At 35.3% G+C, this 26,284-nt stretch carries 26 protein-coding genes and 2 riboswitches; of the genes, 23 read left to right on the top strand and 3 right to left on the bottom strand.

Annotated elements, in window-relative coordinates; translation table 11 throughout:
* Nucleotides 1-10 precede the first annotated feature (10 nt).
* The 3 genes from TTHE_RS10610 (at nt 11) to TTHE_RS10600 (ending at nt 2,277) form a co-directional block, all read left to right on the top strand.
* Nucleotides 11-871, top strand: a complete 861-nt coding sequence (locus TTHE_RS10610) for an ABC transporter permease (protein ID WP_013298569.1) — start codon at nt 11-13, stop codon at nt 869-871.
* 15 nt (nt 872-886) lie between these two features.
* A complete protein-coding gene (locus TTHE_RS10605) occupies nt 887-1,678 on the top strand; it encodes an ABC transporter ATP-binding protein (protein WP_013298568.1) in 792 nt (263 codons plus the stop codon).
* 74 nt (nt 1,679-1,752) lie between these two features.
* Nucleotides 1,753-2,277 carry a hypothetical protein gene (locus TTHE_RS10600; protein ID WP_013298567.1) on the top strand — a complete coding sequence of 175 codons (525 nt, stop codon included), beginning with the start codon at nt 1,753-1,755 and terminating at the stop codon, nt 2,275-2,277.
* Nucleotides 2,278-2,298: 21 nt separating this feature from the next.
* Here the strand turns inward: TTHE_RS10600 and TTHE_RS10595 are convergent, their stop codons facing one another.
* Nucleotides 2,299-3,540 carry a S8 family peptidase gene (locus TTHE_RS10595; protein ID WP_013298566.1) on the bottom strand — a complete coding sequence of 414 codons (1,242 nt, stop codon included), beginning with the start codon at nt 3,538-3,540 and terminating at the stop codon, nt 2,299-2,301.
* A 298-nt stretch (nt 3,541-3,838) separates the two neighbouring features.
* Here TTHE_RS10595 and TTHE_RS10585 point away from each other — a divergent pair, with 298 nt between their 5' ends.
* The 18 genes from TTHE_RS10585 (at nt 3,839) to TTHE_RS10495 (ending at nt 22,858) form a co-directional block, all read left to right on the top strand.
* Nucleotides 3,839-4,024 (top strand): hypothetical protein, encoded by a 186-nt coding sequence (locus TTHE_RS10585; protein WP_013298564.1) that lies wholly within the window; start codon nt 3,839-3,841, stop codon nt 4,022-4,024.
* Nucleotides 4,025-4,584: 560 nt separating this feature from the next.
* Nucleotides 4,585-5,622: a hypothetical protein gene (locus tag TTHE_RS10575; RefSeq protein WP_013298562.1), complete on the top strand. Its 1,038-nt coding sequence runs from the start codon at nt 4,585-4,587 to the stop codon at nt 5,620-5,622.
* 198 nt (nt 5,623-5,820) lie between these two features.
* Nucleotides 5,821-6,105, top strand: a complete 285-nt coding sequence (gene groES, locus TTHE_RS10570) for a co-chaperone GroES (RefSeq protein ID WP_013298561.1) — start codon at nt 5,821-5,823, stop codon at nt 6,103-6,105.
* A gap of 13 nt (nt 6,106-6,118) precedes the next feature.
* A complete protein-coding gene (groL, locus tag TTHE_RS10565; RefSeq protein ID WP_013298560.1) occupies nt 6,119-7,744 on the top strand; it encodes a chaperonin GroEL in 1,626 nt (541 codons plus the stop codon).
* Between the two features lie 81 nt (nt 7,745-7,825).
* Nucleotides 7,826-7,923: riboswitch (purine riboswitch) on the top strand.
* 88 nt (nt 7,924-8,011) lie between these two features.
* On the top strand, nt 8,012-9,466 hold the full coding sequence (gene guaB, locus TTHE_RS10560; protein ID WP_013298559.1) for an IMP dehydrogenase: 1,455 nt from the start codon (nt 8,012-8,014) through the stop codon (nt 9,464-9,466).
* A 13-nt stretch (nt 9,467-9,479) separates the two neighbouring features.
* Nucleotides 9,480-11,018: a glutamine-hydrolyzing GMP synthase gene (guaA, locus tag TTHE_RS10555; protein WP_013298558.1), complete on the top strand. Its 1,539-nt coding sequence runs from the start codon at nt 9,480-9,482 to the stop codon at nt 11,016-11,018.
* An 82-nt stretch (nt 11,019-11,100) separates the two neighbouring features.
* Nucleotides 11,101-11,202: riboswitch (purine riboswitch) on the top strand.
* Nucleotides 11,203-11,408: 206 nt separating this feature from the next.
* The gene (locus TTHE_RS10550) at nt 11,409-11,876 is read left to right on the top strand and encodes an NCS2 family permease (RefSeq protein WP_041587471.1); all 468 of its coding nucleotides are present in this window, start codon (nt 11,409-11,411) and stop codon (nt 11,874-11,876) included.
* Between the two features lie 272 nt (nt 11,877-12,148).
* A complete protein-coding gene (locus TTHE_RS10545; protein WP_231292646.1) occupies nt 12,149-13,117 on the top strand; it encodes an NCS2 family permease in 969 nt (322 codons plus the stop codon).
* Between the two features lie 80 nt (nt 13,118-13,197).
* Nucleotides 13,198-13,689, top strand: coding sequence for a 5-(carboxyamino)imidazole ribonucleotide mutase (gene purE / locus TTHE_RS10540; RefSeq protein WP_013298557.1), 492 nt, complete (start codon nt 13,198-13,200; stop codon nt 13,687-13,689).
* A complete protein-coding gene (gene purC / locus TTHE_RS10535) occupies nt 13,690-14,397 on the top strand; it encodes a phosphoribosylaminoimidazolesuccinocarboxamide synthase (protein ID WP_013298556.1) in 708 nt (235 codons plus the stop codon).
* Nucleotides 14,398-14,406: 9 nt separating this feature from the next.
* A complete protein-coding gene (gene purF, locus TTHE_RS10530; protein ID WP_013298555.1) occupies nt 14,407-15,804 on the top strand; it encodes an amidophosphoribosyltransferase in 1,398 nt (465 codons plus the stop codon).
* Between the two features lie 16 nt (nt 15,805-15,820).
* Complete coding sequence (purM, locus tag TTHE_RS10525) at nt 15,821-16,831, top strand: phosphoribosylformylglycinamidine cyclo-ligase (RefSeq protein ID WP_013298554.1); 1,011 nt, start codon at nt 15,821-15,823, stop codon at nt 16,829-16,831.
* Nucleotides 16,828-17,436, top strand: a complete 609-nt coding sequence (gene purN / locus TTHE_RS10520) for a phosphoribosylglycinamide formyltransferase (RefSeq protein ID WP_013298553.1) — start codon at nt 16,828-16,830, stop codon at nt 17,434-17,436. The genes purM and purN overlap by 4 nt, the downstream gene beginning before the upstream one ends.
* Before the next feature lie 16 nt (nt 17,437-17,452).
* Entirely contained in the window at nt 17,453-18,979 is a 1,527-nt protein-coding gene (gene purH / locus TTHE_RS10515) for a bifunctional phosphoribosylaminoimidazolecarboxamide formyltransferase/IMP cyclohydrolase (RefSeq protein ID WP_013298552.1), read from the top strand.
* Between the two features lie 35 nt (nt 18,980-19,014).
* Nucleotides 19,015-20,265, top strand: a complete 1,251-nt coding sequence (purD, locus tag TTHE_RS10510; RefSeq protein WP_013298551.1) for a phosphoribosylamine--glycine ligase — start codon at nt 19,015-19,017, stop codon at nt 20,263-20,265.
* A gap of 116 nt (nt 20,266-20,381) precedes the next feature.
* Nucleotides 20,382-21,176 (top strand): glutamate racemase, encoded by a 795-nt coding sequence (gene murI / locus TTHE_RS10505; RefSeq protein WP_013298550.1) that lies wholly within the window; start codon nt 20,382-20,384, stop codon nt 21,174-21,176.
* Nucleotides 21,177-21,197: 21 nt separating this feature from the next.
* Nucleotides 21,198-22,433: a M20 metallopeptidase family protein gene (locus TTHE_RS10500; RefSeq protein WP_013298549.1), complete on the top strand. Its 1,236-nt coding sequence runs from the start codon at nt 21,198-21,200 to the stop codon at nt 22,431-22,433.
* Between the two features lie 245 nt (nt 22,434-22,678).
* Nucleotides 22,679-22,858, top strand: coding sequence for a hypothetical protein (locus TTHE_RS10495; protein ID WP_013298548.1), 180 nt, complete (start codon nt 22,679-22,681; stop codon nt 22,856-22,858).
* Nucleotides 22,859-22,929: 71 nt separating this feature from the next.
* Here the strand turns inward: TTHE_RS10495 and TTHE_RS10490 are convergent, their stop codons facing one another.
* The gene (locus TTHE_RS10490) at nt 22,930-23,214 is read right to left on the bottom strand and encodes a hypothetical protein (protein ID WP_013298547.1); all 285 of its coding nucleotides are present in this window, start codon (nt 23,212-23,214) and stop codon (nt 22,930-22,932) included.
* Nucleotides 23,215-23,334: 120 nt separating this feature from the next.
* On the opposite strand from TTHE_RS10490, the gene TTHE_RS10485 reads away from it, so the two are divergent.
* Nucleotides 23,335-23,775, top strand: a complete 441-nt coding sequence (locus TTHE_RS10485) for an S-ribosylhomocysteine lyase (RefSeq protein ID WP_013298546.1) — start codon at nt 23,335-23,337, stop codon at nt 23,773-23,775.
* 50 nt (nt 23,776-23,825) lie between these two features.
* A complete protein-coding gene (gene spoVB / locus TTHE_RS10480) occupies nt 23,826-25,385 on the top strand; it encodes a stage V sporulation protein B (protein ID WP_013298545.1) in 1,560 nt (519 codons plus the stop codon).
* 61 nt (nt 25,386-25,446) lie between these two features.
* Here spoVB and TTHE_RS10475 read toward each other — a convergent pair whose 3' ends face one another.
* On the bottom strand, nt 25,447-26,283 hold the full coding sequence (locus TTHE_RS10475; protein WP_013298544.1) for a MetQ/NlpA family ABC transporter substrate-binding protein: 837 nt from the start codon (nt 26,281-26,283) through the stop codon (nt 25,447-25,449).
* Nucleotide 26,284 lies beyond the last annotated feature (1 nt).

Here is a 26,284-nt window from a genome sequence, read left to right as displayed (position 1 = left end):
GTCATTTTGTATGTCTTTTGCCATTTCAACATTAGAGCAGGGACTAGTTTATGGTATAATGGCACTTGGTGTCTATATATCTTTTAAAATTATAAATTTTGCTGATTTAACTGTTGAAGGCAGCTTCACATTAGGAGCTGCCGTCACAGCAAAACTTATTACCAGCGGAGTAAATCCTATTTTTTCAATTATGGTTTCGTTTTTAGCTGGAGGATTAGCTGGATTGATTACTGGGTTTTTAAATACTAAGTTAAAAATAACTGAACTTTTAGCTGGTATACTTACGATGACAGCACTTTATTCTATAAATTTGCGTATAATGGGGAAATCAAATATCCCAATGCTTAGCAATAAATCGATTTTTGATTACTTCAACTTTGCAGGTAACTATAGAAATACATTGTTTTTTGGAATTATAATGATTTTTTTGGTGCTTTTAACAAACTATTTTTTACAAACCAGGACAGGATTTGCTCTTAGAGCTACTGGAAACAATCAGCAGATGGTTCGCAGCATGGGAATAAACACTAATACGACTATAACATTGGGCCTTATAATATCAAATGCTTATATTTCGCTAGCAGGATCATTAGTATCTCAATATCAAGGGTTTGCTGATGCAGGAATGGGTATAGGGACACTTGTTGCAGGTCTTGCTTCTGTTATAATCGGAGAAGTTTTATTTAGAGAGAGAAATATATTGTGGGCAGTAATTTCGGCTGTTGTGGGTTCTATAGTATATAGAGGTGCAATAGCAGTAGCCCTTACTATAGGATTCAATCCGACAGATCTTAAGTTATTGACTGCAATTCTGGTAGTTATAGCGCTTTCTCTGCCAGGCTTAAAGAAAATTGTTCTAAGCTCTAACTGAAAGGGGGCATAAATTGTGTTAAGTCTTAAAAATGTAAGTAAATCATTTTATAAAAATACGCCCAATGAAAACCAAGTATTTAAAGATTTAAATTTTGAAGTAGAAGATGGTGATTTTGTTACAATAGTCGGAAGCAATGGAGCAGGAAAATCTACTCTTCTTAACTTGATTGCAGGAGTTTATCCTGTTGACAGTGGTTCTATTATGATAGACGATGTAGACGTAACTTCATATCCGGAGTTTAAAAGGTCAAAATTTATTGGGCGGGTATTTCAAAATCCACTTTTAGGTACAGCACCTTCTATGACAATAGATGAAAATCTATCGATTGCATATTCAAAAGGTGCAGGTTTAAGTTTGAAGATGGGCCTTAATAAAAAGAATAGAGATTTATTTAAAGAAAAGTTAGCAGAGCTTGGTTTAGGGCTTGAGAATAGAATGAAGACTAAAGTAGGTCTTTTGTCAGGTGGTCAGAGACAGGCATTGACACTTCTTATGGCGACATTCGCAAAGCCAAAGCTGCTTTTGCTAGATGAGCATACTGCAGCTCTCGACCCAAGAACAGCTAACATTATAAATGAAATTACAAATAAAATAATCAGTGAAAATAACCTTACTACGTTGATGGTTACTCACAATCTTGAACATGCCTTAGAGTTTGGCAACAGAATCGTTATGATGCATCAGGGAAGAATTATTCTCGACTTAAAAGATGAGAAGAAAAATTTAACAGTACAGAAGCTTTTAAAGATGTTTAATGAGGTTAATGGCAGTGAATTTGTTGATGATAGAGTAATGCTGGCGTAATGTATATAATCACACACATTTCCTGTTGTGAATATAATAATTAAAAAGGATTTAACAGGAAATGAGGTGTTTTGATGGATCTGGAGGAAATGAAAAAAGACGATGTAGAGAAGCTTGTAGAAGCTATATCACCATTTTTAAATGAAATGGAAAGCGGCGTACAACCGATTTTTATAGCGAAGTTTATACTATTTGTCTTTTTGTTTGTTCTTGTAAATGACACTAAAATCTCTTCTATTGCATTAAATGCACTCCTTGCTGCGTCTGATATTGTTTCATTTTTCCCAGCAATATATAATATTTATTCAGCTGGGCCAATTTCATTAGAAAAGCCGGATACAAATTCTAGGATACCACCGATGGTGTTTCCTCCTCCACAAGGGATAACAAAAGAATCTTTCTTTGGATTTTTATTGCTTTCAATTTTTACCTTGCTGGGATTTTCTAATCTTCAATATTTATATGCAATTTATGCAGCATTAACATATACTTTTATACCGAGTGCAACAGCTAACTTGATAAAAGGCCTTCCGCCAATTTTTTTTAATGAAGCTGCAGATTCAGATAAAAATGTTGCTATGATAGTGAAAGCAAATTAGAAGTATGAGAGCTTACAGCCCTCATACTTTTTTTAATGCCATTTCAACATTTATCATTCCATATCCCTGTGAGTAATATCTGTAGTGGTCAATATTTGTTGAAGTTGATTTCAAAATGTTTTTAATCTGATTATTAGTAAGAGAAGGGTTTTTCTCAATTAGCAATGCAGCAGCACCAGCTACAATCGGTGTCGCCATAGATGTTCCAGATGCAGTTCTGTACGGCTTATTTAAAAGGATACTGTCATCAGTGCCAAGAGGCACATTTCCAGATGCTGTTGAAACAATTTTCACACCAGGTGCTACTATATCAGGTTTTAGCAAAAACGCAGATCCCCTGCCTGAGAAGTTAGCAATTTCATCATCTGAAACATCAACAGTCCTCTTATCATCTACGGCGCCTACGGTTATCACGTTCATGCTGTTTCCTGGTGATGTTATAGAGTTTAGGGCAGGTCCAGAATTCCCTGCTGCAACTACTACAACTATGCCATTTCTCCACAGTTTGTCAACGCCTTTAACGAGAGGGTCTAGAAAAGGTGGCAACGATGGTGTTTCGCCAATTGACAGTGATACTATTCTTATTTTGTATTTATCTTTGTTGTCCAGTATCCATTGCATACCTGTCAGTATATCAGATGTAGAACCGCTGCCTCTTGAATCTAGAACTTTGACTGACACTATATTTGCTTCAGGTGCAACCCCTTTATATTTTCCACTTGACATATAGCCACTTCCAGCGGCATCACCTGCTACATGTGTTCCATGGCCGTTGTCATCGTATGGATTCTTTTTTCCATTTACAATATCATGAAAGGCAATTATTCTGTTTTTTGGTTTGGTGAAATCTGCGTGTGGATAAATGCCGGTATCCAGAAAGGCAATTGTGATGCCTTTACCTGTATAACCCTGTTCGTTTACTTCTCTGGATTTTATTTCCTGTGTAGCGATGTTTAACTGCATTTTGACAGTTGAATCTTCAGCGATAAATTTGATTCCACGGTTTGATGCTACGTTGCTTAATTTGTTGCATGGTATGTTAACAGCCCAGCCATTTACTATGGGCAATTCATATTTTATCGTTCCTCCTATTGTTTCTATCTTTTTTTTAAGGGTTTCGTACGGTAAGTTGGAATACACAATTGCACTTACACATTCGTTTCTATATATGGTAGATTTTTTAAGCAATCTACTGTCTATTTTACTTTTCGGATAAAGGTTTTTAATGGCGCCTGACAAAATTAAAGCAGAAACTATATCCATACTTGAATCCCCCTTTCTTATATCAGAATATGTTCAAGACAAATTTTTGATAGTTTTTAAAATAAAAGTGTCACAAATATTGATGGTGTCATATTATGTATTAGGTCAAAAAGACCTGACATATATTCTTGCGAAAGGGGGATATTAATATGCCCACAGAAAAAGGTGCAGAATGGTTTGGCGGTGGATGGATTTGGATAATATTAATAATACTTCTTATCTTCTTGTTTGTACCTGGTTTTATATTAGAAGAGCCTAAGGCTTAGTACAAATCTAAAAATTTTAAAGGAGGATTATTATGGCTGGAACAAGTTCAGTATTTGGCGAGAGCAATTTGCTGTTCTTCTTCTTAATACTTGTTGTCCTAATGGGCGGCGGATGGTTTGGCGGATCATGGTCAATGGAAACATTGCTGTTCTTCTTCGTATTATTAGTCATAATTATGGACGGTGGAATGGGATTATTCTTAAATCAAGTCAAATAAATAAATGGTCCTATCTTACGGTAGGACCATTTATTGTTACATATAAAAATTAAAATCAATATCAATAATGTCGCAATTAGAATATAATGAATTAAAATTAATTAATTGGAGCTGATTTTATGACTATATCAGGGAATTCACTGCTTTTTTTCTTTGTTATATTGACAGTTATAATAGATGTCAAATTTGAATTTGAAGATTTACTATTTTTTTTCGTGCTTTTGGTAGTATTACAACAGGATAAACCTCGCAAAAAAGCTAGACGATTTTTATGGTCTTTGGCGACTATGAATATCTAGTAACAATATAAAACTCAATACGTATAATGTATTAGGTCCATGAGGCCAAAAAATAAAGGGGGTTTTCATATGCCTGAAGGGAAAGGAGCTGCGTGGGGCGGCGGATGGATTTGGATTATCATTGTGATCCTGATAATCTTCTTGCTCGTCCCAGGTATATTTGTGTTGGATGAGAAATAAAAAATATAGGGCAGGTGATAATGAGCCTGCCCTATACATATATTAGGTTATGAAGATAATTTTAAAAGTGGGGGATTGGTTGTGGATAAAGAAAGATTATTAAAGGTGTTAATAATTGAACTGTTTATAATTTTTTTTATTAGGTTTCAAATTTTTGACGGAATAAGCTTTGAGAAAGAAAAGCTGCTTTTAAAGAAAAAAGAAGAAAATGAAGTGATTGAATACGAAGAAACATATCAGAATAAGCAAGATAATAAATTAGAAAGCAAAACAGATGATGAAATAAAAAGTAATTTAGATATATTTGAGATTATTGAAAAAGGGAAAAACTTTATGGGAAGTGTAAAACCATATTTGCACAGAAGAGAACAATATTATATAGACATTTTTACAAAGATAGCAGAAATACTAGAGTGCCATAAGCAGTTGATTGAATATCAAAATCAAGGAACAGAAATTCAAGAAGACCATTTTGACCAAATAGGAATGCTTAAAGCAGTAAAACCTTATATGAAAGAAGACAAGCAAATAATAATAGATAAATTTATTAAGCTTCATGAAGGAATACAAAACCTCAATGAAAAGATGAAAAAATATGAGATAGAAGATAATAAAAACAATGTTATAGATAAAATTTTAGATATATTTGAAGCTTTAAAACCAGTTATTCCGGATGATAAACAGGACATGGCTGAGAAGATAATAAAAAACATAAAACTTGTAGAGGCTTTAAATAAGGCAGAAAACATAATGAATTCAAAAAAAAGTGTAGATAAAGATAAAAAAGAAGGCAATACGGAATCCAAGACAAGGAGTGATTCAGTGGATACTCCTAAAAACATTGAAAAAGCAGAAGAAATTGAGTCGGATGTAAATAATTTAAATGAAATTGCTGATGTTCATGAGGATGCTGACGATGGCAATGAAGATGGCGAAAAACAAAATCTAGGTTTGACATCACAGCAGTCGGCTGTTGTAGATAGCCTGAAATCAATGCTTACGAAGGAGCAGCAACAGTTTATGTACAATATGATTAATTATTTAAAACAGCAAAGTGCAAATGGCGATACAAATAGTGATATAAACGATAAAAAGGATATAGATGATGCAGGTAACTAAAACCTGCATTTTTTGCGTAAATTGAATATTAACGGTATAATTAAAAGATAAATGGGAAAAATCTATAATAATCGTTTAAAACAGCAAAAATTAGTGGAATTTGAGATTTGCCATGAACTTGTAATTAAACTAATATAAAAAGTGTGATGATTAGCACTCGTCATGAATGAGTGCTAACAAATTTCAAGGAGGGATATTATGAGATTAAAACCACTTGGCGACAGAGTTGTCGTAAAAGTTACTGAAGCTGAGGAAGTTACAAAGGGCGGTATCGTATTACCTGGTACTGCAAAAGAGAAACCTCAACAAGGTGAAGTGCTTGCTGTCGGCTCTGGAGAATACATAGATGGCAAAAGAGTCGAGCTGGAAGTCAAAGTTGGAGATAAGGTAATATTTTCGAAATACGCTGGAACAGAAGTTAAATTAGACGGTGAAGAGTATCTTCTTTTAAGACAGAACGACATATTAGCTATAGTTGAATAAGGAGGTAGAAAAAATGGCGAAGAAAATATTATACGGTGAAGATGCAAGAAAGGCATTAGAAAGAGGCGTTAATGCTGTTGCTAATACAGTAAAAGTTACATTGGGACCTAGAGGCCGCAATGTTGTATTAGATAAGAAGTACGGTTCACCAACTATAACAAATGATGGTGTTACAATAGCAAGAGAAATTGAATTAGAAGATCCTTTTGAAAATCAAGGTGCACAGCTTTTAAAAGAAGTTGCAACAAAGACGAATGATGTTGCTGGTGATGGTACGACAACAGCTACAGTGCTGGCACAAGCTATGGTTTTAGAAGGCTTGAGAAACTTGGCTGCTGGAGCTAACCCGATGCTTTTAAGGCGTGGTATGGCAAAAGCTGTTGATGCTGCCGTTGAAGGATTAAAGAATATTTCTAAGCCTGTAGAAGGAAAAGATTCTATTGCACATGTTGCATCAATTTCTGCTGCAGATGAAGAGATCGGTAACTTGATAGCAGAAGCAATGGATAAAGTCGGTAAAGACGGTGTAATAACAGTAGAAGAGTCAAAATCAATGAATACAACAATTGAAATAGTTGAGGGTATGCAATTTGACAGAGGATATATTTCACAGTATATGGTAACTGATACAGACAAGATGGAAGCTGTTCTTGACGATCCACTAATACTTATCACAGACAAGAAGTTGTCAAACATTCAAGATTTGTTGCCATTGCTTGAACAAGTTGTGCAACAAGGCAAGAAGCTTTTAATAATTGCAGATGACGTTGAAGGTGAAGCACTGGCAACATTAGTTGTAAATAAATTAAGAGGTACATTTACATGTGTTGCTGTAAAAGCTCCGGGATTTGGCGACAGACGTAAAGAAATGCTTCAAGATATTGCTATCTTAACAGGTGGTCAAGTAATTTCTGAAGAAGTAGGTCTCGATTTGAAAGAAGCAAAATTAGATATGCTTGGTCGTGCAAGACAAGTAAAAGTAACAAAAGAAAATACTACAATAGTTGATGGCGCAGGAAATGCTGCAGACATAAAGAATAGAATCAATCAAATAAAGGTTCAAATAGAAGAAACAACTTCTGATTACGATAGAGAAAAATTACAAGAAAGACTTGCAAAACTATCTGGTGGTGTTGCGGTAATTCAAGCTGGTGCTGCTACAGAAACAGAGTTAAAAGAAAAGAAACACAGAATAGAAGATGCACTCTCTGCTACAAGAGCTGCTGTTGAAGAAGGTATAGTACCTGGCGGCGGTACAGCATTATTGGATGTTATACCAGATGTGCAAAAGGTTGTTGACTCACTGGAAGGTGACTTCAGAACAGGTGCTCAAATTGTGCTGAGAGCATTAGAAGAACCTGTAAGACAAATTGCAAGAAATGCTGGCGTAGATGGTTCGGTGATAATCGAGAAGATCAAAGAGTCAAAAGATACATCATTTGGTTATGATGCGTACAAAGAAGACTTTGTAGACATGTTAAAGGCAGGTATAGTTGATCCTACAAAAGTTACAAGATCAGCACTGCAAAATGCTGCATCTGTTGCATCGATGATACTGACAACAGAAGCAGTTGTTGCAGACATACCAGAGAAGAATCCGCCAGCACCAGCTCCAGGAGCAGGAATGGATATGATGTAAAAATAACCGGGCAATCCCCGGTTATTTTTTTGTCCTGTTGACATAGACACTTAAATCTGTTATATTGTTTAATAATTTAATAATTTTATAATATTTGATCCACATATAATCTGGTGAATAGGCACTAGAGTATCTACAAAGAGCCGTAACTCTTTACTATGGGGAGTTATTGTTGTACTCTTTTTTGCCTGAACAAAAATTTATGTTCGGGCATTATTTATTATAAAGCTGAGGGAGATAATTATTAATAAAAGAAAGGGGATAAAAATGGCAAATAAGCTTGTAAAAGAGGGACTAACATTTGATGATGTGTTGCTTATACCAGCAAAATCTGATGTGCTTCCAAAGGAGGTGGACACCAGGACACGCCTTACAAATAAAATAAAGCTAAACATACCTTTGATCAGCGCTGGAATGGATACAGTTACTGAATCAAGGCTTGCTATAGCTATAGCGCGAGAAGGTGGAATAGGCATAATACATAAAAATATGTCTATTGAAAAACAGGCTTTAGAAGTAGATAGAGTGAAAAGATCGGAACACGGAGTCATAACTAATCCTTTTTATTTAACTCCGGATCATAAAATTCAGGATGCTGTTGAACTTATGGAAAGATATAGAATTTCAGGTGTACCTATAACAGTTAACAATAAGCTGGTGGGAATAATTACAAATAGAGATATTAGATTTGAAAGCAATTTAGAAAGGCCAATAAAGGAAGTTATGACTAAAGAAAACTTGGTGACGGCGCCTGTTGGAACGACTATGGATGAAGCAAGAGAAATACTTAAAAGACATAAAATCGAGAAATTGCCTCTCGTTGATGAAGATAATAATTTAAAGGGATTAATAACAATAAAAGATATAGAAAAGGCAGTGGAGTATCCTAATTCTGCGAAAGATTCTAGAGGAAGGCTTCTTGTAGGTGCTGCAGTAGGCGTTTCATCAGATGTAATGGAAAGGGTTGAAGCTCTTGTCAATGCCAATGTGGATGTTATTGTAATAGATACGGCTCATGGGCATTCTGTAGGTGTTTTAAATACCGTGGAAAAGATAAAGAATAGATTTCCAGATGTACAGATAATAGCTGGAAATGTCGCAACTGCAGAGGCTACAAGAGATTTAATTGAAAGAGGTGCTGATTGCGTTAAGGTAGGCATAGGACCAGGGTCTATATGTACGACGAGAGTTGTAGCAGGTATTGGAGTACCTCAGATAACGGCAATTTTCGATTGTGCAGAAGAAGCTGATAAATATGGTATACCTGTAATTGCTGATGGCGGTATAAAATACAGTGGAGATATTGTAAAGGCAATTGCTGCTGGTGCATCCACAGTAATGATTGGAAGTCTTTTTGCAGGGACAGAAGAAAGCCCAGGAGAAGTTGAGATATATCAGGGAAGAAGTTACAAAGTTTACAGGGGAATGGGTTCAATTTCAGCAATGAAGAGTGGAAGCTCTGATCGTTATTTTCAAGAGGGCATGAAAAAGCTTGTTCCAGAAGGTGTAGAAGGCAGAGTTCCGTATAAAGGACCTTTGAAAGATACTGTATACCAAATGATAGGTGGATTAAGAGCAGGAATGGGATATTGTGGTGTTCACAATATTGAAGAACTTAGGACAAAGACAAAATTTATAAAAATAACTAATGCGGGATTAACTGAAAGCCATCCACATGATATAATAATTACAAAGGAAGCTCCAAATTATAGTATTAAATAAGAGGAGGATTTTAATGGGGATTAATAGAGAAGTTATATTAATTCTTGACTTCGGCGGACAATATACACAATTGATTGCAAGGAGAATAAGGGAAGCAAATGTTTTTTGTGAAATTGTTCCATACAACATAAAACCAGAAGAAATTATAAAGAAACAGCCAAAAGGATTGGTCTTGTCAGGCGGACCTGCTAGCGTATACGCAGAGAATGCGCCAATATGCGATGAGGGAATTTTTAAATTAAATTATCCAATTCTTGGTATATGTTATGGCGCACAACTTATGACTATGATGCAAGGCGGTAAAGTTGCGGAGGCTCCTGTAAGAGAGTATGGAAAGACGGATGTTGTCATAAATAACAATATACCTTTGTTTAAAGGAATTGAAAAAGAGACAAGCTGTTGGATGAGCCATACAGATCAAATAGAACTGCCTCCCAAAAATTTTAAAGTCGTTGCATCAACTGCAAACTGTCCGATTGCGGCAATTGCAAATGTAGAAGGAAGGCAATATGCCGTACAATTCCATCCTGAAGTCATTCATACTCCAAGGGGTACTGAAATCATCAGAAATTTCTTGTTTGAGATTTGTGACTGCTCTGCAGATTGGACGATGGATTCACTGATAGAGCAGACTGTCAAAGAAATAAGGCAAAAGGTAGGAAAGGACAATGTAGTTTGTGCATTAAGCGGTGGTGTTGATTCATCTGTTGCTGCAGTTTTAGTTAACAGGGCAATACACGATCAGCTAGTATGTATTTTTGTTGATAATGGTCTTTTAAGGAAAAATGAAGGAGAAAAAGTAGTTGAAACCTTCAAGAATAATTTTGATATGGAGATAATAAAAGTTGATGCAAAAGATAGATTTCTGGAAAAGTTGAAAGGAGTAAAAGATCCTGAGCAAAAGAGGAAAATAATAGGAAATGAATTTATTGAAGTCTTTAAAGAAGAAGCTAAGAAAATTGGCGATGTAAAATATCTTGTGCAAGGGACACTTTATCCAGATGTTATCGAAAGCGGAAGCCCCGTTGCTTCAACAATAAAGAGCCATCACAATGTTGGCGGTCTTCCTGAAAATGTTGGTTTTGAGCTTATAGAGCCTTTAAGGATGCTTTTTAAAGACGAAGTAAGACAGGTTGGGCGAGAACTTGGCATGCCTGATGAAATTCTAAATAGGCAGCCGTTCCCGGGACCGGGGCTTGCAGTAAGGATACTTGGGGAAGTCACTGAAGAAAAATTAAATATATTAAGAGAAGCTGACAGTATAGTTTTAAGAGAGATGAAGAAAAATGGCTGGTATAACAACGTATGGCAATCATTTGCTGTACTGCCTGACATAAAAAGTGTAGGAATAATGGGGGATGACAGGACATATGCATATCCTATTATCTTAAGGATAGTTGAAAGTAATGACGGAATGACAGCAGATTGGGTTAAGATTCCGTATGATATTCTTGAGGACATCTCCACAAGTATCATAAATGAAGTGTATGGCGTAAATAGAGTGCTGTATGATATCACGTCAAAACCGCCTGCCACCATTGAATGGGAATAAATTACGAACATTAATTATAAATATCAAAAAAATATTCGTAAAATCATTGACTTGGATTAAAAAAGTTGATATTATAATTGTGTCAGGACAAGTAAATACTACTCATATAATTCTGAGAATATGGCTCAGAAGTTTCTACCAGACAACCGTAAATTGTCTGACTATGAGTGAAAGTGTACCTGAGGGTTCCAGCCTTGTATGCTTTTAGCATTTTTAAAAGCATGGATAGTTTTTTTAAAGGTGTTCGGACCGAGCGGTACAGGCATGCTGTTGCCACACCTGTGGGATAAAAGCCCGGGAGGATAGGTTTCACTCTTTGTGTTGGAATCTATCATCTCGGGCATATTTTATTTTAATAGTGCTTTTATTACAATTATAAGGAGGATTATAATGGTAAAAAACAATGACAAGAGAGGCTTTTTAGACAGTTTCTTTAAACTTAAAGAAAATGGCACAACAGTAAAGACAGAAGTAATAGCTGGCATAACAACTTTTATAACGATGGCTTATATCATTTTTGTAAACCCATCAATACTCATGCAAGCCGGAATGAATTCAAAAGGACTTTTAGGAACTCAAGCAGTAAATTCTGGTTTGTCAATTGCCAATGATCCTGTAATCGGAGCGGTATTTGTTGCGACAATTTTGTCATCTGTTGTTGCGACATTGGTCATGGGATTGTTTGCAAATGTTCCGTTTGCCCTATCTGCTGGAATGGGTATGAATGCATTCTTTACTTTTTATGTCGTATTGACACTGCACTATTCATGGCAGGCAGCATTGTCACTTGCGCTGATAAGCGGTATTATAAATATAATCATTACGGCAACGAAATTGAGAATTTTAACGAAGGCTTGAAAGAAGTCTCCCATCCTCTATAGGTGGGAGATGAATTTCTATTGTTTTCCATAACATTATATGCTATAATATTATCAGGAGTAAAAAGTAAAGACAATTAGGCATAACAGCCTAAGAGTAATATTTTTGTAGGGAAGGTTCCTCCCGAAATTACGCCTATGGAGATTGTGTAAGACCTGCTGTGAATAACAGTAGGCAACGGTCTATGAAGTAGGAAGCTTCATCCTCTATAGGATGGAGTAGGTTCACTAATTAAGGCGATACCACAATCGTTGAGAAGCGCAATAGGAGCCGGAATTGGACTTTTTATCGCCATAATAGGCATGGAAAACGGTGGTATAATAACGAAAAGCAGTGACACTTTAGTTACACTTGGCAATTTCAAAGATCCTGGTGTAATACTTACTGTAATCGGCATTGCTATAATAGCTGTACTTATGAGCAGAGGTGTTAAAGGTGCAATACTTATAGGAATCATTGCTTCTACTTTAATAGGTATACCTATGGGAATAACTAATGTTTCAAATCTGAAAACTATTGTGCAGATGCCACCGAGTTTGGCACCTACATTTATGAAGTTGGATTTTGCTGGTCTTTTGAAACCAGGGACAGATGGCAATATCATTTCAATCCTTACAGGGCTCATAACGGTTATTTTGGCCTTTAGTTTGGCGGATATGTTTGATGCCATTGGAACATTAATTGGTACAGGAACAAAGACAGGTATTTTTAAAGAAGATGACTTCGAAAAATCAAATGGCGGTTTTAAGACTAGATTTGAAAGGGCTCTGTTTGCAGACGCCATTGGTACTACGATAGGGTCTTTTTTGGGGACAAGTACAATTACCACATACGTTGAAAGTGCATCAGGCATAAGTGAAGGTGGAAAGACAGGTTTGACATCTACCGTTGTTGCAATACTTTTCTTGATATCTCTATTCTTTGCTCCAATAATTGGCATAGTACCTTCACAAGCTACAGCACCAGCCCTTATAATCGTTGGAGCATTGATGATAGGTTCAGTTACAAAGGTGAATTTTGAAGACTTTAGTGAGGCATTTCCTGCGTTTATGACAATAGCTTTTATGCCTTTCACTTACAGCATATCAAATGGTATAGCTGCTGGCTTTATTTTCTACCCGATAACGAAAATTGTCGTAGGGAAAGCTAAAGAAGTTCATCCATTGATGTATATTATAGGACTATTGTTCCTATTGAGATTTGCATTCTTTATGGGGTAATAGCGGATAAAATGCAGAAAGGAAAGATTTCCTTTCTGCATTTTGTAAATAAAAATAAATAAAAATAGGGGGAAGTTATTATGCCGAAGGTTGCGGTTGTAATGGGAAGTGATTCGGATTTTCCATTGGTTAAAAAGGCTTTAGAGCTTTTTAAGGGATTTAATATTGAGTATGATGCCAGAGTTATTTCAGCTCACAGGACACCAGATATAGCACATGATTTTGCAAAAAAAGCAGTAGAAAATGGATATGAAGTAATCATAGCTGCAGCTGGAAAGGCAGCTCATTTAGCAGGTGTTATAGCATCAATGACGCCACTTCCAGTGATTGGGATTCCTATAAAATCATCGACTCTGGATGGTTTAGACTCTTTATTGTCTACTGTTCAAATGCCTCAGGGCATACCTGTCGCGACAGTTGCTATAGATGGTTCTTACAATGCAGCGTTGTTGGCAATAGAGATACTGGGCATAAAGTATCCAGAGCTGATGAAAAAAGTTATTGCGTACAAAAAGAAATTAGCAGAAGAAGTTATTGAAAAAGATAAAAAATTACAGGGGGAGATTGTTTAAATGGAAAAGTTAAGCATGTTGTATGAAGGAAAAGCAAAAAAGGTCTTTAGGACAAGTGATGAAGATTTTTACATTATTGAATATAAAGATGATGCTACAGCATTTAACGGCATAAAAAAAGGCACTATTCAAAATAAAGGGATATTAAATAATGAAATATCTACAATACTATTTGAATTACTTGAAAAAGAAGGCGTTCCTACGCATTTTGTAAAGAGGTTAAATGATAGAGAAATGCTTGTGAAAAAAGTAGAAATCTATCCTATTGAAGTTTTGATAAGAAATTATGCTGCAGGAAGCATTTCAAAGAGATTAGGCATTGAAGAAGGGGCAAAACTTAAAAGGACTGTATTGGAATTTTGCTATAAGAACGATGAACTTGGAGATCCTTTCATTAATGAATATCACATCGAAGCTATGGAATTAGCCACAAAAGATGAAGTTGAAACAATAAAAAATTATTCTTTCAAAATCAATGACATACTTTCTAAATATTTCATATCTAAAAATATCATATTGGTAGATTTCAAATTAGAATTTGGGAAGTCAAAAGATGGAATTGTCTTAGCAGATGAGATATCGCCTGATACATGCAGATTTTGGGACAGTGTAACTATGGAAAAACTTGATAAAGATAGGTTTAGAAGAGATCTTGGAAATGTAGAAGGAGCTTATGTAGAAGTATTGAATCGACTTGAAAAACAGTGAGGTAAAATTATGAATAAGACTATAAAATTGAAAGAAGAATGTGGAGTATTTGGCGCATTTAGCTTAAACAATGTGGTACATCATCATATTTATTATGGGCTTCAGGCACTGCAACACCGTGGACAGGAAAGTGCAGGGATTGCTGTATTAAAAGGATCATATGTCAACTGCATAAAAGGCATGGGACTCCTTCTTGAAGTGTTTTCAAAAGAAGAACTAGATGAGCTTGAAGGAAACGTTGCAATCGGCCATGTCAGGTATTCTACAACAGGAAACAGCGATGTCTGCAATGCACAGCCATTTGTTGCAAATTTCAGCAATGGATACATGGCACTGGCTCATAACGGAAATTTAATAAATGCTCTTGAGCTTCGCAGAGAGCTGGAGGATGAAGGGAGGATTCTTCAGACCACATCTGACAGTGAAATCATACTTCACTTAATAGCCAAATATTACAGGTATGGTCTTGTTGAATCGTTAAAAAAGACGATGAACAAGATAAAGGGATCTTATGCATTAGTTATAATAATGGAAGATAAATTAATAGGCATAAGGGATAAAAACGGTATAAGACCACTTTGCATAGGCAAAAAAGGTGATGATTACTATCTATCCTCTGAATCATGTGCACTTGATGTGATTGGAGCCGAACTCGTAAGGGATGTGGAGCCGGGAGAAATAGTGATAATTGATAAAAATGGCTTAAATACAGTAAAAGTTGATAGTGATGCAGCCAAGATGCCATGTGTATTTGAGTATATATACTTTTCAAGGCCTGACAGCGTTTTAGAAGGAATTAGTGTGTACAAGGCCAGATACGAGATGGGAAAGAGACTAGCAATAGAAAGCCATGTAGATGCTGACTTGGTTGTACCTGTTCCTGATTCTGGTGTACCGGCTTCCCGCGGATATTCATTCCAATCTGGTATACCGATTGGTGAAGGCCTAATAAAAAATAAATATATAGGAAGGACATTTATATGTCCAAAGCAGACAGACAGAGAAATTGGAGTAAGGGTCAAATTAAATGTTTTGAAAGAACTGGTAAGGGATAAGAGAATAGTTTTGATAGACGATTCTATTGTACGAGGTACAACTATGAAGAGATTGGTTTCACTTTTAAAAAAAGGTGGAGCGAAAGAAGTTCATGTCAGGATTAGCTCACCGCCTGTCAAGTATTCATGCTATTTTGGAATAGACACTCCTACAAAAAAAGAGTTGGTAGGTGCTACAATGGAAGTCAAAGAGATATGCGACTATATTGGTGCTGATAGCTTAAGCTTTTTAAGCATAGAAGGTTTGAAAGAAAGTGTAGGTATGAGTAGCATCTGTGCAGCGTGTTTTGATGGAAAGTATCCTATGGAAGTGCCAAAGGAAGGCAGCAAGTATCTGTTTGAAAAAAAGTAAAATTGAGGAGGATACCATGAATTACAAAGATGCCGGCGTTAATATTGATGAAGGCAATAAATTTGTTGAAATGATAAAGCCTATAGCGAAGACTACAATGATTGATGGTGTTTTAAATGGGATAGGCGGTTTTGGCGCCTTGTACGAGATCAAAAATAATAAAAATCCAGTTTTAGTTTCTGGTACTGATGGAGTAGGAACGAAGCTTAAGGTTGCATTTATGATGGAAAAATATGATACTATAGGTATAGATTTAGTTGCAATGTGCGTAAATGACATAATTGTCAGTGGAGCAAAGCCGCTTTTTTTTCTTGATTATTTCGCTACAGGCAAATTAGATGGCAGCGTAGGATTAGAAGTAATTAAAGGAATAGCAGAGGGCTGCCGCGAGGCGCAGTGCGCATTGATTGGCGGAGAAACGGCAGAGCTTCCAGGAATGTACAATAAGGGCGAATTTGACCTTGCAGGTTTTGCTGTTGGCGTCGTTGAAAAAGACGAAATAATTGATGGTAGCAATATTAAACCTGGCGATGTTATAATAGGACTTGCTTCATCTGGAATACATTCCAATGGATATTCTTTGGTGAGAAAAGTCTTATTTGAAGAAGGTAACATGAATATTGACGACTATTTAGATGAGTATGGATTATCATTAGGTGAAGTAATTTTAAAACCTACAAAGATATACGTTAAGGCTTTAGATAGTCTAAAAGGCTTGACTATTAAAGGGATTGCACATATAACAGGTGGTGGATTTATCGACAATATACCGAGGACTTTGAAAGATGGAGTTTCTGCAAAGATAAATAAAGGAACATGGGACGTGCCTTATATTTTTACGGTATTAAAAGAAATGGGCAATATAGATGAAAATGAAATGTACAGGACATTTAACATGGGGATAGGGATGATTATAATCGTATCAAGAGAACAATGCGATGATGCAGTAAAACGGCTAAAAGCCATAGGAGAAAAACCATATATAATAGGTGAAATTGTAAATGGTAAAAAAGAGGTATTGATATGAGACTTTTGGTTATGGCGTCAGGAAATGGTACAGATTTTCAATCGATAATAGACGGTATTAAAAGTGGATATATAAATGCAGAAATTGCTGCACTTATAAGCGACAAAGAAGGTGCGTATGCTTTAAAAAGAGCTGCTGACAATAATATACCTTCAATTTGTGTACCAAAGAAAAAGCTAAAGGGTAGGTTCTACGAAGAACTTATGAAAGTCGTGGATAAGATCAATCCAGATGGAATAATACTTGCCGGCTTTATAACAATACTGAATGAAGAAATTGTAAATAAGTATCAAAATAAAATAATAAATATACATCCATCCTTAATACCATCTTTTTGCGGCAAAGGATTTTATGGCATAAATGTTCACAAGGCTGTTATAGAATATGGTGTCAAATATACAGGCTGTACAGTACATTTTGTTGATGCAGGCGCAGATACAGGACCTATTATTTTGCAAGAAGTAGTTAAGGTGGAGGATAATGACACACCTGAAACAGTAGCTGATAAAGTTTTAAAATTGGAACATAGGCTGCTGCCATACGCTGTTAAGCTATTTGCTGAAGGCAGGCTTAAAGTTGAAGGAAGAAAGGTCATTATAATTTGATTTAGGAGGTAAAATGATGTCAAAGAGAGCATTAATAAGTGTATCTAAAAAAGATGGGATACTAGATCTTGCAAAATCTTTAGATGAGCTTGGAGTAGAGATACTTTCAACTGGAGGAACATATAAACTTCTATGCGATAACAGCATAAAAGCTATTAAAGTATCAGATATAACAGGATTTCCTGAGATTTTAGATGGAAGAGTAAAGACGCTTCATCCTAAAATACATGGTGGACTTCTGGCCATTAGAGATGACGAAAACCACATGAAACAATTAAATGAAAATGGAATAGAACCTATTGATATCGTTGCTGTAAATCTCTATCCTTTTAAAGAGACGATATTGAAGGATGATGTAATGCTTGAAGACGCAATAGAAAACATAGACATAGGTGGACCGTCCATGATTAGGGCCGCAGCCAAAAACTATAAATACGTCACTGTCTTAGTTGACCCAAGTGATTACACTAAAGTTATTGAAGAAATAAAAGAATATGGCAATACCAAGGAAGAAACGAGATTTTACCTTGCTATGAAGGCTTTTGGTCATACTGCTTCGTATGATTCATTGATATACAATTACCTGTTAGACAAAAATGGCGTAGAATTTCCGGATACTATTACACTTTCATATGAAAAATCGCAAGACATGCGATACGGCGAAAATCCTCATCAAAAAGCTGCATTTTATAAAAATTCGTTAAAGTCATTTGGTATATCCGAATGTATTAAACTGCATGGAAAAGAGCTTTCTTTCAATAATATAAATGATGCAAATGCAGCTATAGAGCTTCTGAAAGAATTTGATGTGCCTGCTGCTGTAGCCATAAAACATACTAATCCATGCGGTGTTGCAGTTGCAGACAATATATACGATGCATTTAAGAAAGCTTATGAATGTGATCCTGTATCAATATTTGGTGGCATTGTTGCATTTAACCGAACGCTTGACAAAAGGACAGCCGAAGAGCTTTCAAAGATATTTTTAGAGATAATAATAGCACCTGATTTTGAGGAAGATGCATTAAACATATTAGAAAAGAAGAAAAATGTTAGAATACTAAAGCTTAAGGATGGATATGTAAAAGAGTATGATGTTAAAAAAGTAGAAGGTGGCATATTAGTACAGGAAAAAGATGAAGTTGATTTATACGAGGATAAATTAAAAGTTGTCACGAAAAATGCGCCTGACGAAAAAGAATTTAAAGATTTAAGATTTGCATGGAAAGTTGTAAAACATGTTAAATCAAATGCTATTGTGCTTGCGAAAGATGGTGCAACGGTAGGTATAGGTGCAGGGCAGGTAAATCGCATATGGCCCACACAGCAGTCTATAAAGCAGGCAGGTGAGAAGGCAAAAGGAAGTGTGCTGGCATCTGATGCATTTTTTCCATTTTCTGACGTTGTAGAAGCTGCAGCAAAAGCTGGAGTCGCATCGATTATACAGCCCGGCGGCTCAAAAAATGATGAAGCATCTATAGATGCGGCAGATAAAGCAGGGATTTCAATGGTATTTACAGGCATAAGGCACTTTAAACATTAAAATAACAATAGCCACAATTGTTTGGAGGAGAGAATATGAATGTTCTTGTTATTGGTGGCGGTGGCCGAGAGCATGCCATAGTTAAAAAGATTAATGAAAGCAAAAAAGTAAAAAAAATTTACTGTGTACCTGGAAATGGTGGGATCTCAGATATAGCAGAATGCGTAGATATAAACGTTTCGGATGTAGATAAGCTTAAAAGATTTGCATTAGATAACAATATAGATTTGACGGTGGTTGGGCCTGAAGTCCCTTTGATGAAGGGAATAGTAGATGAATTTGAAAATAGCGGTTTAAGAATATTTGGACCTAAAAGGGATGCTGCTGCAATAGAAGGAAGTAAATACTTTACGAAGCTGCTGCTTCACAAGTACAACATTCCAACAGCACGTTTTAAGGCATTTGATAGGTATGATGCGGCTTTAAATTTTTTAAAAGATATTTGGTATCCTGTTGTGATAAAGGCAGATGGATTGGCACAGGGTAAGGGAGTATTTCTAGCAGATAATTTTAAAGATGCGAAAGAGTCCTTAGACATATTGATGAAGGAGAAACGGTTTGGGTCTTCAGGCGATACCGTCATAATCGAAGAGATGCTTTTTGGAAAAGAAGTTTCTGTCCTTGCATTTACTGATGGAAATACTATTGTTCCAATGGTATCTGCGATGGATTATAAGAGAATATACGATGGAGATAAAGGACCAAATACAGGAGGTATGGGCAATATTGCCCCAAATCCATATTTTGACGATAAGATGTTGGATGTTGTAGTAAAAACCATTTTAAAGCCTGTAATAGACTCACTAAAAAAAGAAGGGATAGTGTATAAAGGTGTCCTTTATGCCGGTCTCATACTGACAAAAGAAGGTCCTAAAGTCCTTGAATTTAATGCGAGATTTGGAGACCCTGAAACGCAAGTAGTTCTTCCGCTTTTAAAAACAGATCTTGTGGATATAATAGAAGCTATAATTGAGGAAAAACTTAATACCGTAAAGATAGAATGGGAAGATAAAAAGGCTGTATGTGTTGTAGCATCATCAGAAGGATATCCAGGTGAATATAAGACTGGTTTCGATATAACAGGACTTGAAGATGTAGATGGTGTGTTTGTCTATCATGCAGGTACTACGAAATCCAATGGCAAGTACAAAACATCAGGTGGGAGAGTTTTAGAGGTGACGGCACTTGGAGACACTTATGATGAAGCGAGAAGAAAGGCATATAATGAGCTTAAAAAGATCCATTTTGATGGAATATATTTTAGAAATGACATAGGTATCGTATGATTATATTACTAAATCCCTGTATATTAAAAACATGCGGGGATTTTATTGTTTTTGTTATCAATCCACAATTTTTGTGATATTATATAATAGATATCAACAAAATAGGATGTGGTGAGATGGACATAAGACCGATTGGAGTATTTGATTCAGGTGTAGGCGGTTTAACCGTATTAAAGAGGTTAAAAGAACTATTGCCAAACGAGGATTACATATACTTTGGCGATACGAAGAGGGTACCATACGGTGAGAAGTCTAAAAAGGAAATTGAAAAGTACGCCAGACAGATAGTACATTTTATGAATGAGAAAAACACAAAAATTATTGTTATAGCCTGTAATACTACATGTGCATCAATTGATAAAAATGAATACAGTGAGATTCTTTTCAATGTGTTAGAAGCTGGAGCCGAAAGTGCTGCTTATTTAACTAAGAATAAAAAAGTTGGCGTTATTGCTACCACAAGGACGATAGAAAGTAGAAGCTATGAAAAAAATATAAAATTGATAGATAGTGGTATAGATGTTTTTGGCAAGGCTTGTCCTAGATTTGTTCCACTTGTGGAGGAAGGACTGGCAAATAGCGATGAGGCGTTCAAATGTGCTAAAGAGTATTTAAGTGTTTTGAATAATGAAGAAATCGATACATTAGTTCTTGGCTGCACACACTATCCAATATTGATAAACGCTATTAAAAATGCTGTTCATAAAGATGTAATCATTGTTGACCCGGCTATAAAATTATCTGAGAAAGTCAAAAGTTATTTAGAGGAAAATGCTATGCTTAATTCAAGACTTACAGGTAAAACCGAGTATTTTGTTAGCGGCAATAAAGAAAATTTTGTAAACACTGCTAAACTTATATTAAATGAAGATATTGAAAAGATAAGCATTGTTGATATAGAGAGATACTAGAAAAATAAAGAGGGGAGAAACATGAATGAGATATTAAAAGAAGCAAGACTTATCCAAGATGAGATTATAGAGATCAGAAGAAGGATTCATAGAGAACCTGAATTGGGATTTGAAGAGACAAAGACATCTGAACTTATAAAAAAATATTTAGAAAAACTAGATATTGAGACAAAGGTTATGGCAAAGACAGGTATTGTAGGTACGCTTAAAGGTAATGGAGAAAAGACAATTGCAATAAGGGCTGATATAGATGCTCTCCCAATTCAAGAGGAAAATGATGTGCCATATAGTTCATTGGTGCCTGGAAAAATGCATGCATGTGGTCATGATGTGCATACGGCTATTACTCTTGGAGCAGCCAAGCTGCTGTCACAAAAAAAAGATAAACTTATGGGAAATGTCAAGTTTATTTTTCAGCCTGCGGAGGAAACGACAGGTGGTGCAAAGCCGATGCTGGAAGCAGGTGCATTTGAAAATCCGAAAGTTGATGCGATTATAGGCTTGCATGTGGATCCAGATCTTCAAGTTGGGCAAATCGGCTATACTTATGGAAAAGCATATGCGTCATCGGATATGTTTGACATTAATGTAATAGGTAGGTCAAGTCATGGAGCTGAACCACATAAATCGGTAGATCCCATTGTCATTTCTGCAAACATAATCAATATGATTCAGACGGTTGTAAGCAGGGAATCGAATCCTTTGGAACCTCTTGTTATAACTATTGGAAGTATCGAAGGTGGATATGCCAGAAATATAGTTGCTGGCAAAGTACATATGTCAGGCATAATAAGGATGTTAAATGAAGAAAATCGAGATATGATAGTTGCAAAAGTAGAAAACATAGCAAAAAAAACTGCGGAGTTAATGGGGGGAAAAGCCGAGTTTACAAGGATTGAAGGATATCCATGCCTTATTAACGACAGCAGAATGGTAAATATATTAAGATTAAGTGCATTGGGTATAGTTGGTGAAGAAAATATAAAGAATGTATTGCCGACTCTTGGAGTAGAGGACTTTGCTTATTATTTAAAAAAGGTTCCTGGATGTTTTTATAAACTGGGCTGTGGGAATAAAGAATTGGGGATAGATAAGCCTATTCACAATAACATGTTTGATGTTGATGAAAACTGTATAGCATATGGTATAGCAGTACATGTAAGTACGGTTCTTAATTTTTTGAAAGATGGAATAAGCAAAGGCAATAGACAAAAAAGAATATTAAAGGATTTACTCAATTACAGTGATACTTTATAAAATTTTATAAGTTTAATTAAAAAATTTTTGTAGTCAATCAAAATAAATTGGAAATTTAAAAATGCCTTCATACATATTTATGCAAAATATTTCATGCAGTTGCCAATTATTATGCATAAACTGTGTTGACAAACTAATAAATTTGCAAAAATACAGGAAATCTTGCAAAAATAATTTATATGAAGTAAATCTTGACAAAAATAGATAAATGGTGCATAATATGTATTGAAGGGTGGGTGAAGAAAATGTTATTAATAATAACATTAATGGTATTGATTTTAATAATTGTACCCGCAGTGATGGAAAAAGACAACACGGAATATTCAGAATTTATGAGAAACGAATTTGGCTATAAAGATTTTGACGATATGATAATTAAAAACGAAGATTTTAGTGAATTAGCTTATAGCTATAAGTTAAGATAGATGAATTCAGAAAAATTCCTCCCATTTAAAACCTCCGGCTGTGCCGGATATTTTTGTTCTATGAAACTTCATTAATTAATGCCTTTTTCTATCGCATAGATGCAATTCTTTGGGACAATATATGATACATTTGCTTTTTTGCAATCTATTCTGATAAAATCGCTGCCGACTTCAGAAACTGTACCTTCTATTACGTTTGATTGCGTATATATTTTGATGCATTGATTTTTAAGTTTATTGAACTCATCTTCAAGGCACCAGTCATATTTGTATTTGCCTTTTTTTGAATTTTCTTCTATATAAGATAATATCAGTGCCAAAAGAATTTGTGACAAAAACTCTTCTAATTTTTCCATTTCATATCAACTCCTAAAATAAACCTATTACAATATATTAAAGTATATGCGATAGTGCAACTGGCAATTTACGAAGAAAAATGTTAAAATATATATATCAATTTGCAAAGAGGTGATACGATGGATATTAAGGTTGAAAGCTTTAAATTAGATCATAGAACTGTAAGGGCACCGTATGTGAGAAAAGCAGGAGTTTTAGTAGGTCCTAATGGAGATGTCGTTACAAAATACGATGTGAGATTGACTCAGCCAAATGTTGATTCAATACCTACAGGTGGCATGCATACTTTAGAGCACTTGTTTGCGACGTATTTTAGAGATTATATGGACGATATAATAGACATTTCGCCTATGGGCTGCAGGACTGGCTTCTATCTTGTAAAATTTGGAGATACACCTGTTGATGAAATAAAGGATGTATTAAAGAAGGTTTTAAAAAGAGTCTTGGAAACAAAAGAAGAAGATGTTCCTGCGACAAATGAGGTACAGTGCGGAAACTACAGAGATCATTCGCTGTTTACAGCAAAAGAATACGCAAAGTCTGTTTTAGAGAAACTGTAAGCAGTAATATATAAATAAAACCGCGAATAAACTATTGTGAGGTGTCTTATATGCACAATAGATCTTTTGTTCGCGGTGCTTTTATATTGACAATAGCCAATGTTATTGATAGGGCTATTGGATTTGTCTTTAGGATTATTCTTTCAAATTTGCTTGGCTCAGAAGGCACAGGAATATACCAAATAGCTCTTCCGATCTACTTCGTATCTATCACATTCATAACATCAGGTATTACCGCAGTTACGTCCCGGTTTGTATCTGAAGAAAGAGCGAAAAGAAATAGAAAAAATATATTTAGCATAATGGAAGTTTCATTTTTTATCGTTATTTTGATGGGCATTGTAATTTCATCTGTCATATTTTTTAATGCTAAGTACATATCTGATAACTTGCTCCACGAACCGAGAGCATATCTATCTATATTAGTTTTCACACCTGTATTAATAATCGTGTCTTCATCTTCGATATTTAAAGGTTTTTTTCAAGGGTTAATAAATATGATTCCAGCTTCTGTATCCGAAATAGTGGAGCAGATTGTAAGAGTGTCTTTGACATTGTATTTATTCAGTATATTAACTGACATAAAATTAGAGTATGCTGCTGTAATAGCTGTATTGGGTATTGCTGCTGGTGAGGTAACAAGTTTTTTTATGTATATATTCTATTATAGACGTGAATTGTGCTATATAAAAGAAGAAATACCAGATGAAGGTGAGACATGGGACAAATTAGACATCGCCAAAACGATAATAAAGACATCTTTTCCTATTACAATTTCTAGAATGATAGTAAATATACTTGACCTTTTTGAATCTCTTATCATACCTTCTAGATTGATAAAGTCTGGTTTGACCCACAAAGAGGCAATATCAGAGTTTGGTAAACTTTCAGGAATGGCTTATCCACTTGCATATATGCCTGCAGTAATAACCATGAGTTTATCTGTTACTGTATTGCCTGCTGTCTCTGAAGCTGCTTCGCTCAAAAAATGGGATACGGTGAGACTGCGCATAAATCAAGCAATAGGGTACACTACAATGATAGCAATACCGGCTATTATATTGTTTCTTACGTTACATGATGAGATAGCCACTTTGCTTTATCCAAACAGTCCTGGTGTCGGAGCACTTGTAAAAATAATTGCTGCGGGTAGCATCTTTGCATATCTGGAATCTATTGTTACCAGCATATTAAATGGACTTGGAATGCAAAATATGGTCCTGAAAAATTCTGTTATCTGGACCGTTATTTCGGTAATAGCTATGTATGTCCTAATACCGATACCTAGTTTAAGACTATTTGGATATATATACGGTTTTATATTTGCGGATATTCTTGTGTTCATATTAAATTTTAGAGAATTAGTTAAGGTAACAGGCCTTACAGTTGACTATAACAATTGGTTTTTTAAACCACTTACATCTGCGCTTATAATGAGCATAGCTGATACAATTATGTATTTTAACTTGATATCGGTAATAGCTAATAAATGGATCGTAATGTTTATTACCGTATCATCTGGATTAGCCTTGTATCTATTGATAAGTTATATTATAAAACTGCCATATTTGAGTGATTTGAACAAATTAATATTTTCAAGGAGTAAATGAAAGATTTAATTTTTAGTAAAAAATAAACCCGTGAAACACGGGCTTTTATTTTCCTAAGATTTTAAAATGCTGGTACTATAGCGCCTTTGTATTTGTCTTCTATAAATTTTTTGACTTCCTCGGAATTTAAAGCTTTTGCTAATTTTTGTATAGCAGGGTCATTCTGATTATCTGGTCTTACAACCAATACATTAGCATACGGCGAATCTTTATCTTCCATGAAAATTGCATCTTTCAATGGATTCAAATTTGCCTCTAATGCAAAGTTTGTATTTATTATTGCTAAGTCTACGTCTTGAAGTGTCCTTGGTAATTGAGGTGCTTCAAGCTCTACAAATTTTAGATGCTTTGGATTGTAGACTATATCTCTAGGTGTCTGTGTGAGTCCATTTGGATCTTTTAACTTTATTAAACCTTGTTTTTGCAAAAGTAGTAATGCTCTTCCTTCGTTTGTAGCATCATTTGGCACTGCCACGGTTGCACCGTCTTTTATTTCATCTTTCGATTTTATCTTTTTTGAATATGCTCCCATTGGTTCTACGTGTACTTTGACTAGTGGCACCAGTTTCATATTATTTTTCTTTTCGAAGTCTTCTAGATATGGAACGTGCTGAAAGAAATTGGCATCTATTTGTTTGTCGTTTAATGCAGTATTAGGAGTCACATAGTCAGTAAATTCTTTTATTTCGAGATCTACTCCTTCTTTTGCTAAAATTGGCTTTACTACATTAAGTATTTCTGCGTGAGGATTTGGGGATGCCCCTACAACTATTTTTGTCATTTTATTTGAATTAGTACCTGCATTTGAGTTGGTCTCATTAGTATTTGCCTTAGTGCATCCTACAAGGGCGAATGATAATGTTAATATTAATGTAATCAATAATATTATTTTTTTCATC

It is taken from the genome of Thermoanaerobacterium thermosaccharolyticum DSM 571, from assembly GCF_000145615.1.
In the GTDB taxonomy this organism is placed as follows: domain Bacteria; phylum Bacillota; class Thermoanaerobacteria; order Thermoanaerobacterales; family Thermoanaerobacteraceae; genus Thermoanaerobacterium; species Thermoanaerobacterium thermosaccharolyticum.
Note: the sequence above shows the minus strand (reverse complement) of the source record. Positions and strands in the feature narration are given on the sequence as shown.

What these genes read in the sequence shown, in the direction of transcription:
- TTHE_RS10610 (WP_013298569.1), top strand. Translation starts at nt 11, where the DNA reads ATGTCTTTTGCCATTTCAACATTAGAGCAGGGACTAGTTTATGGTATA.
- TTHE_RS10600 (WP_013298567.1), top strand. Translation starts at nt 1,753, where the DNA reads ATGGATCTGGAGGAAATGAAAAAAGACGATGTAGAGAAGCTTGTAGAA.
- TTHE_RS10595 (WP_013298566.1), bottom strand. Translation starts at nt 3,540, where the DNA reads ATGGATATAGTTTCTGCTTTAATTTTGTCAGGCGCCATTAAAAACCTT.
- TTHE_RS10585 (WP_013298564.1), top strand. Translation starts at nt 3,839, where the DNA reads ATGGCTGGAACAAGTTCAGTATTTGGCGAGAGCAATTTGCTGTTCTTC.
- groES (WP_013298561.1), top strand. Translation starts at nt 5,821, where the DNA reads ATGAGATTAAAACCACTTGGCGACAGAGTTGTCGTAAAAGTTACTGAA.
- groL (WP_013298560.1), top strand. Translation starts at nt 6,119, where the DNA reads ATGGCGAAGAAAATATTATACGGTGAAGATGCAAGAAAGGCATTAGAA.
- guaB (WP_013298559.1), top strand. Translation starts at nt 8,012, where the DNA reads ATGGCAAATAAGCTTGTAAAAGAGGGACTAACATTTGATGATGTGTTG.
- guaA (WP_013298558.1), top strand. Translation starts at nt 9,480, where the DNA reads ATGGGGATTAATAGAGAAGTTATATTAATTCTTGACTTCGGCGGACAA.
- TTHE_RS10550 (WP_041587471.1), top strand. Translation starts at nt 11,409, where the DNA reads ATGGTAAAAAACAATGACAAGAGAGGCTTTTTAGACAGTTTCTTTAAA.
- purE (WP_013298557.1), top strand. Translation starts at nt 13,198, where the DNA reads ATGCCGAAGGTTGCGGTTGTAATGGGAAGTGATTCGGATTTTCCATTG.
- purC (WP_013298556.1), top strand. Translation starts at nt 13,690, where the DNA reads ATGGAAAAGTTAAGCATGTTGTATGAAGGAAAAGCAAAAAAGGTCTTT.
- purF (WP_013298555.1), top strand. Translation starts at nt 14,407, where the DNA reads ATGAATAAGACTATAAAATTGAAAGAAGAATGTGGAGTATTTGGCGCA.
- purM (WP_013298554.1), top strand. Translation starts at nt 15,821, where the DNA reads ATGAATTACAAAGATGCCGGCGTTAATATTGATGAAGGCAATAAATTT.
- purN (WP_013298553.1), top strand. Translation starts at nt 16,828, where the DNA reads ATGAGACTTTTGGTTATGGCGTCAGGAAATGGTACAGATTTTCAATCG.
- purH (WP_013298552.1), top strand. Translation starts at nt 17,453, where the DNA reads ATGTCAAAGAGAGCATTAATAAGTGTATCTAAAAAAGATGGGATACTA.
- purD (WP_013298551.1), top strand. Translation starts at nt 19,015, where the DNA reads ATGAATGTTCTTGTTATTGGTGGCGGTGGCCGAGAGCATGCCATAGTT.
- murI (WP_013298550.1), top strand. Translation starts at nt 20,382, where the DNA reads ATGGACATAAGACCGATTGGAGTATTTGATTCAGGTGTAGGCGGTTTA.
- TTHE_RS10500 (WP_013298549.1), top strand. Translation starts at nt 21,198, where the DNA reads ATGAATGAGATATTAAAAGAAGCAAGACTTATCCAAGATGAGATTATA.
- TTHE_RS10495 (WP_013298548.1), top strand. Translation starts at nt 22,679, where the DNA reads ATGTTATTAATAATAACATTAATGGTATTGATTTTAATAATTGTACCC.
- TTHE_RS10490 (WP_013298547.1), bottom strand. Translation starts at nt 23,214, where the DNA reads ATGGAAAAATTAGAAGAGTTTTTGTCACAAATTCTTTTGGCACTGATA.
- TTHE_RS10485 (WP_013298546.1), top strand. Translation starts at nt 23,335, where the DNA reads ATGGATATTAAGGTTGAAAGCTTTAAATTAGATCATAGAACTGTAAGG.
- spoVB (WP_013298545.1), top strand. Translation starts at nt 23,826, where the DNA reads ATGCACAATAGATCTTTTGTTCGCGGTGCTTTTATATTGACAATAGCC.
- TTHE_RS10475 (WP_013298544.1), bottom strand. Translation starts at nt 26,283, where the DNA reads ATGAAAAAAATAATATTATTGATTACATTAATATTAACATTATCATTC.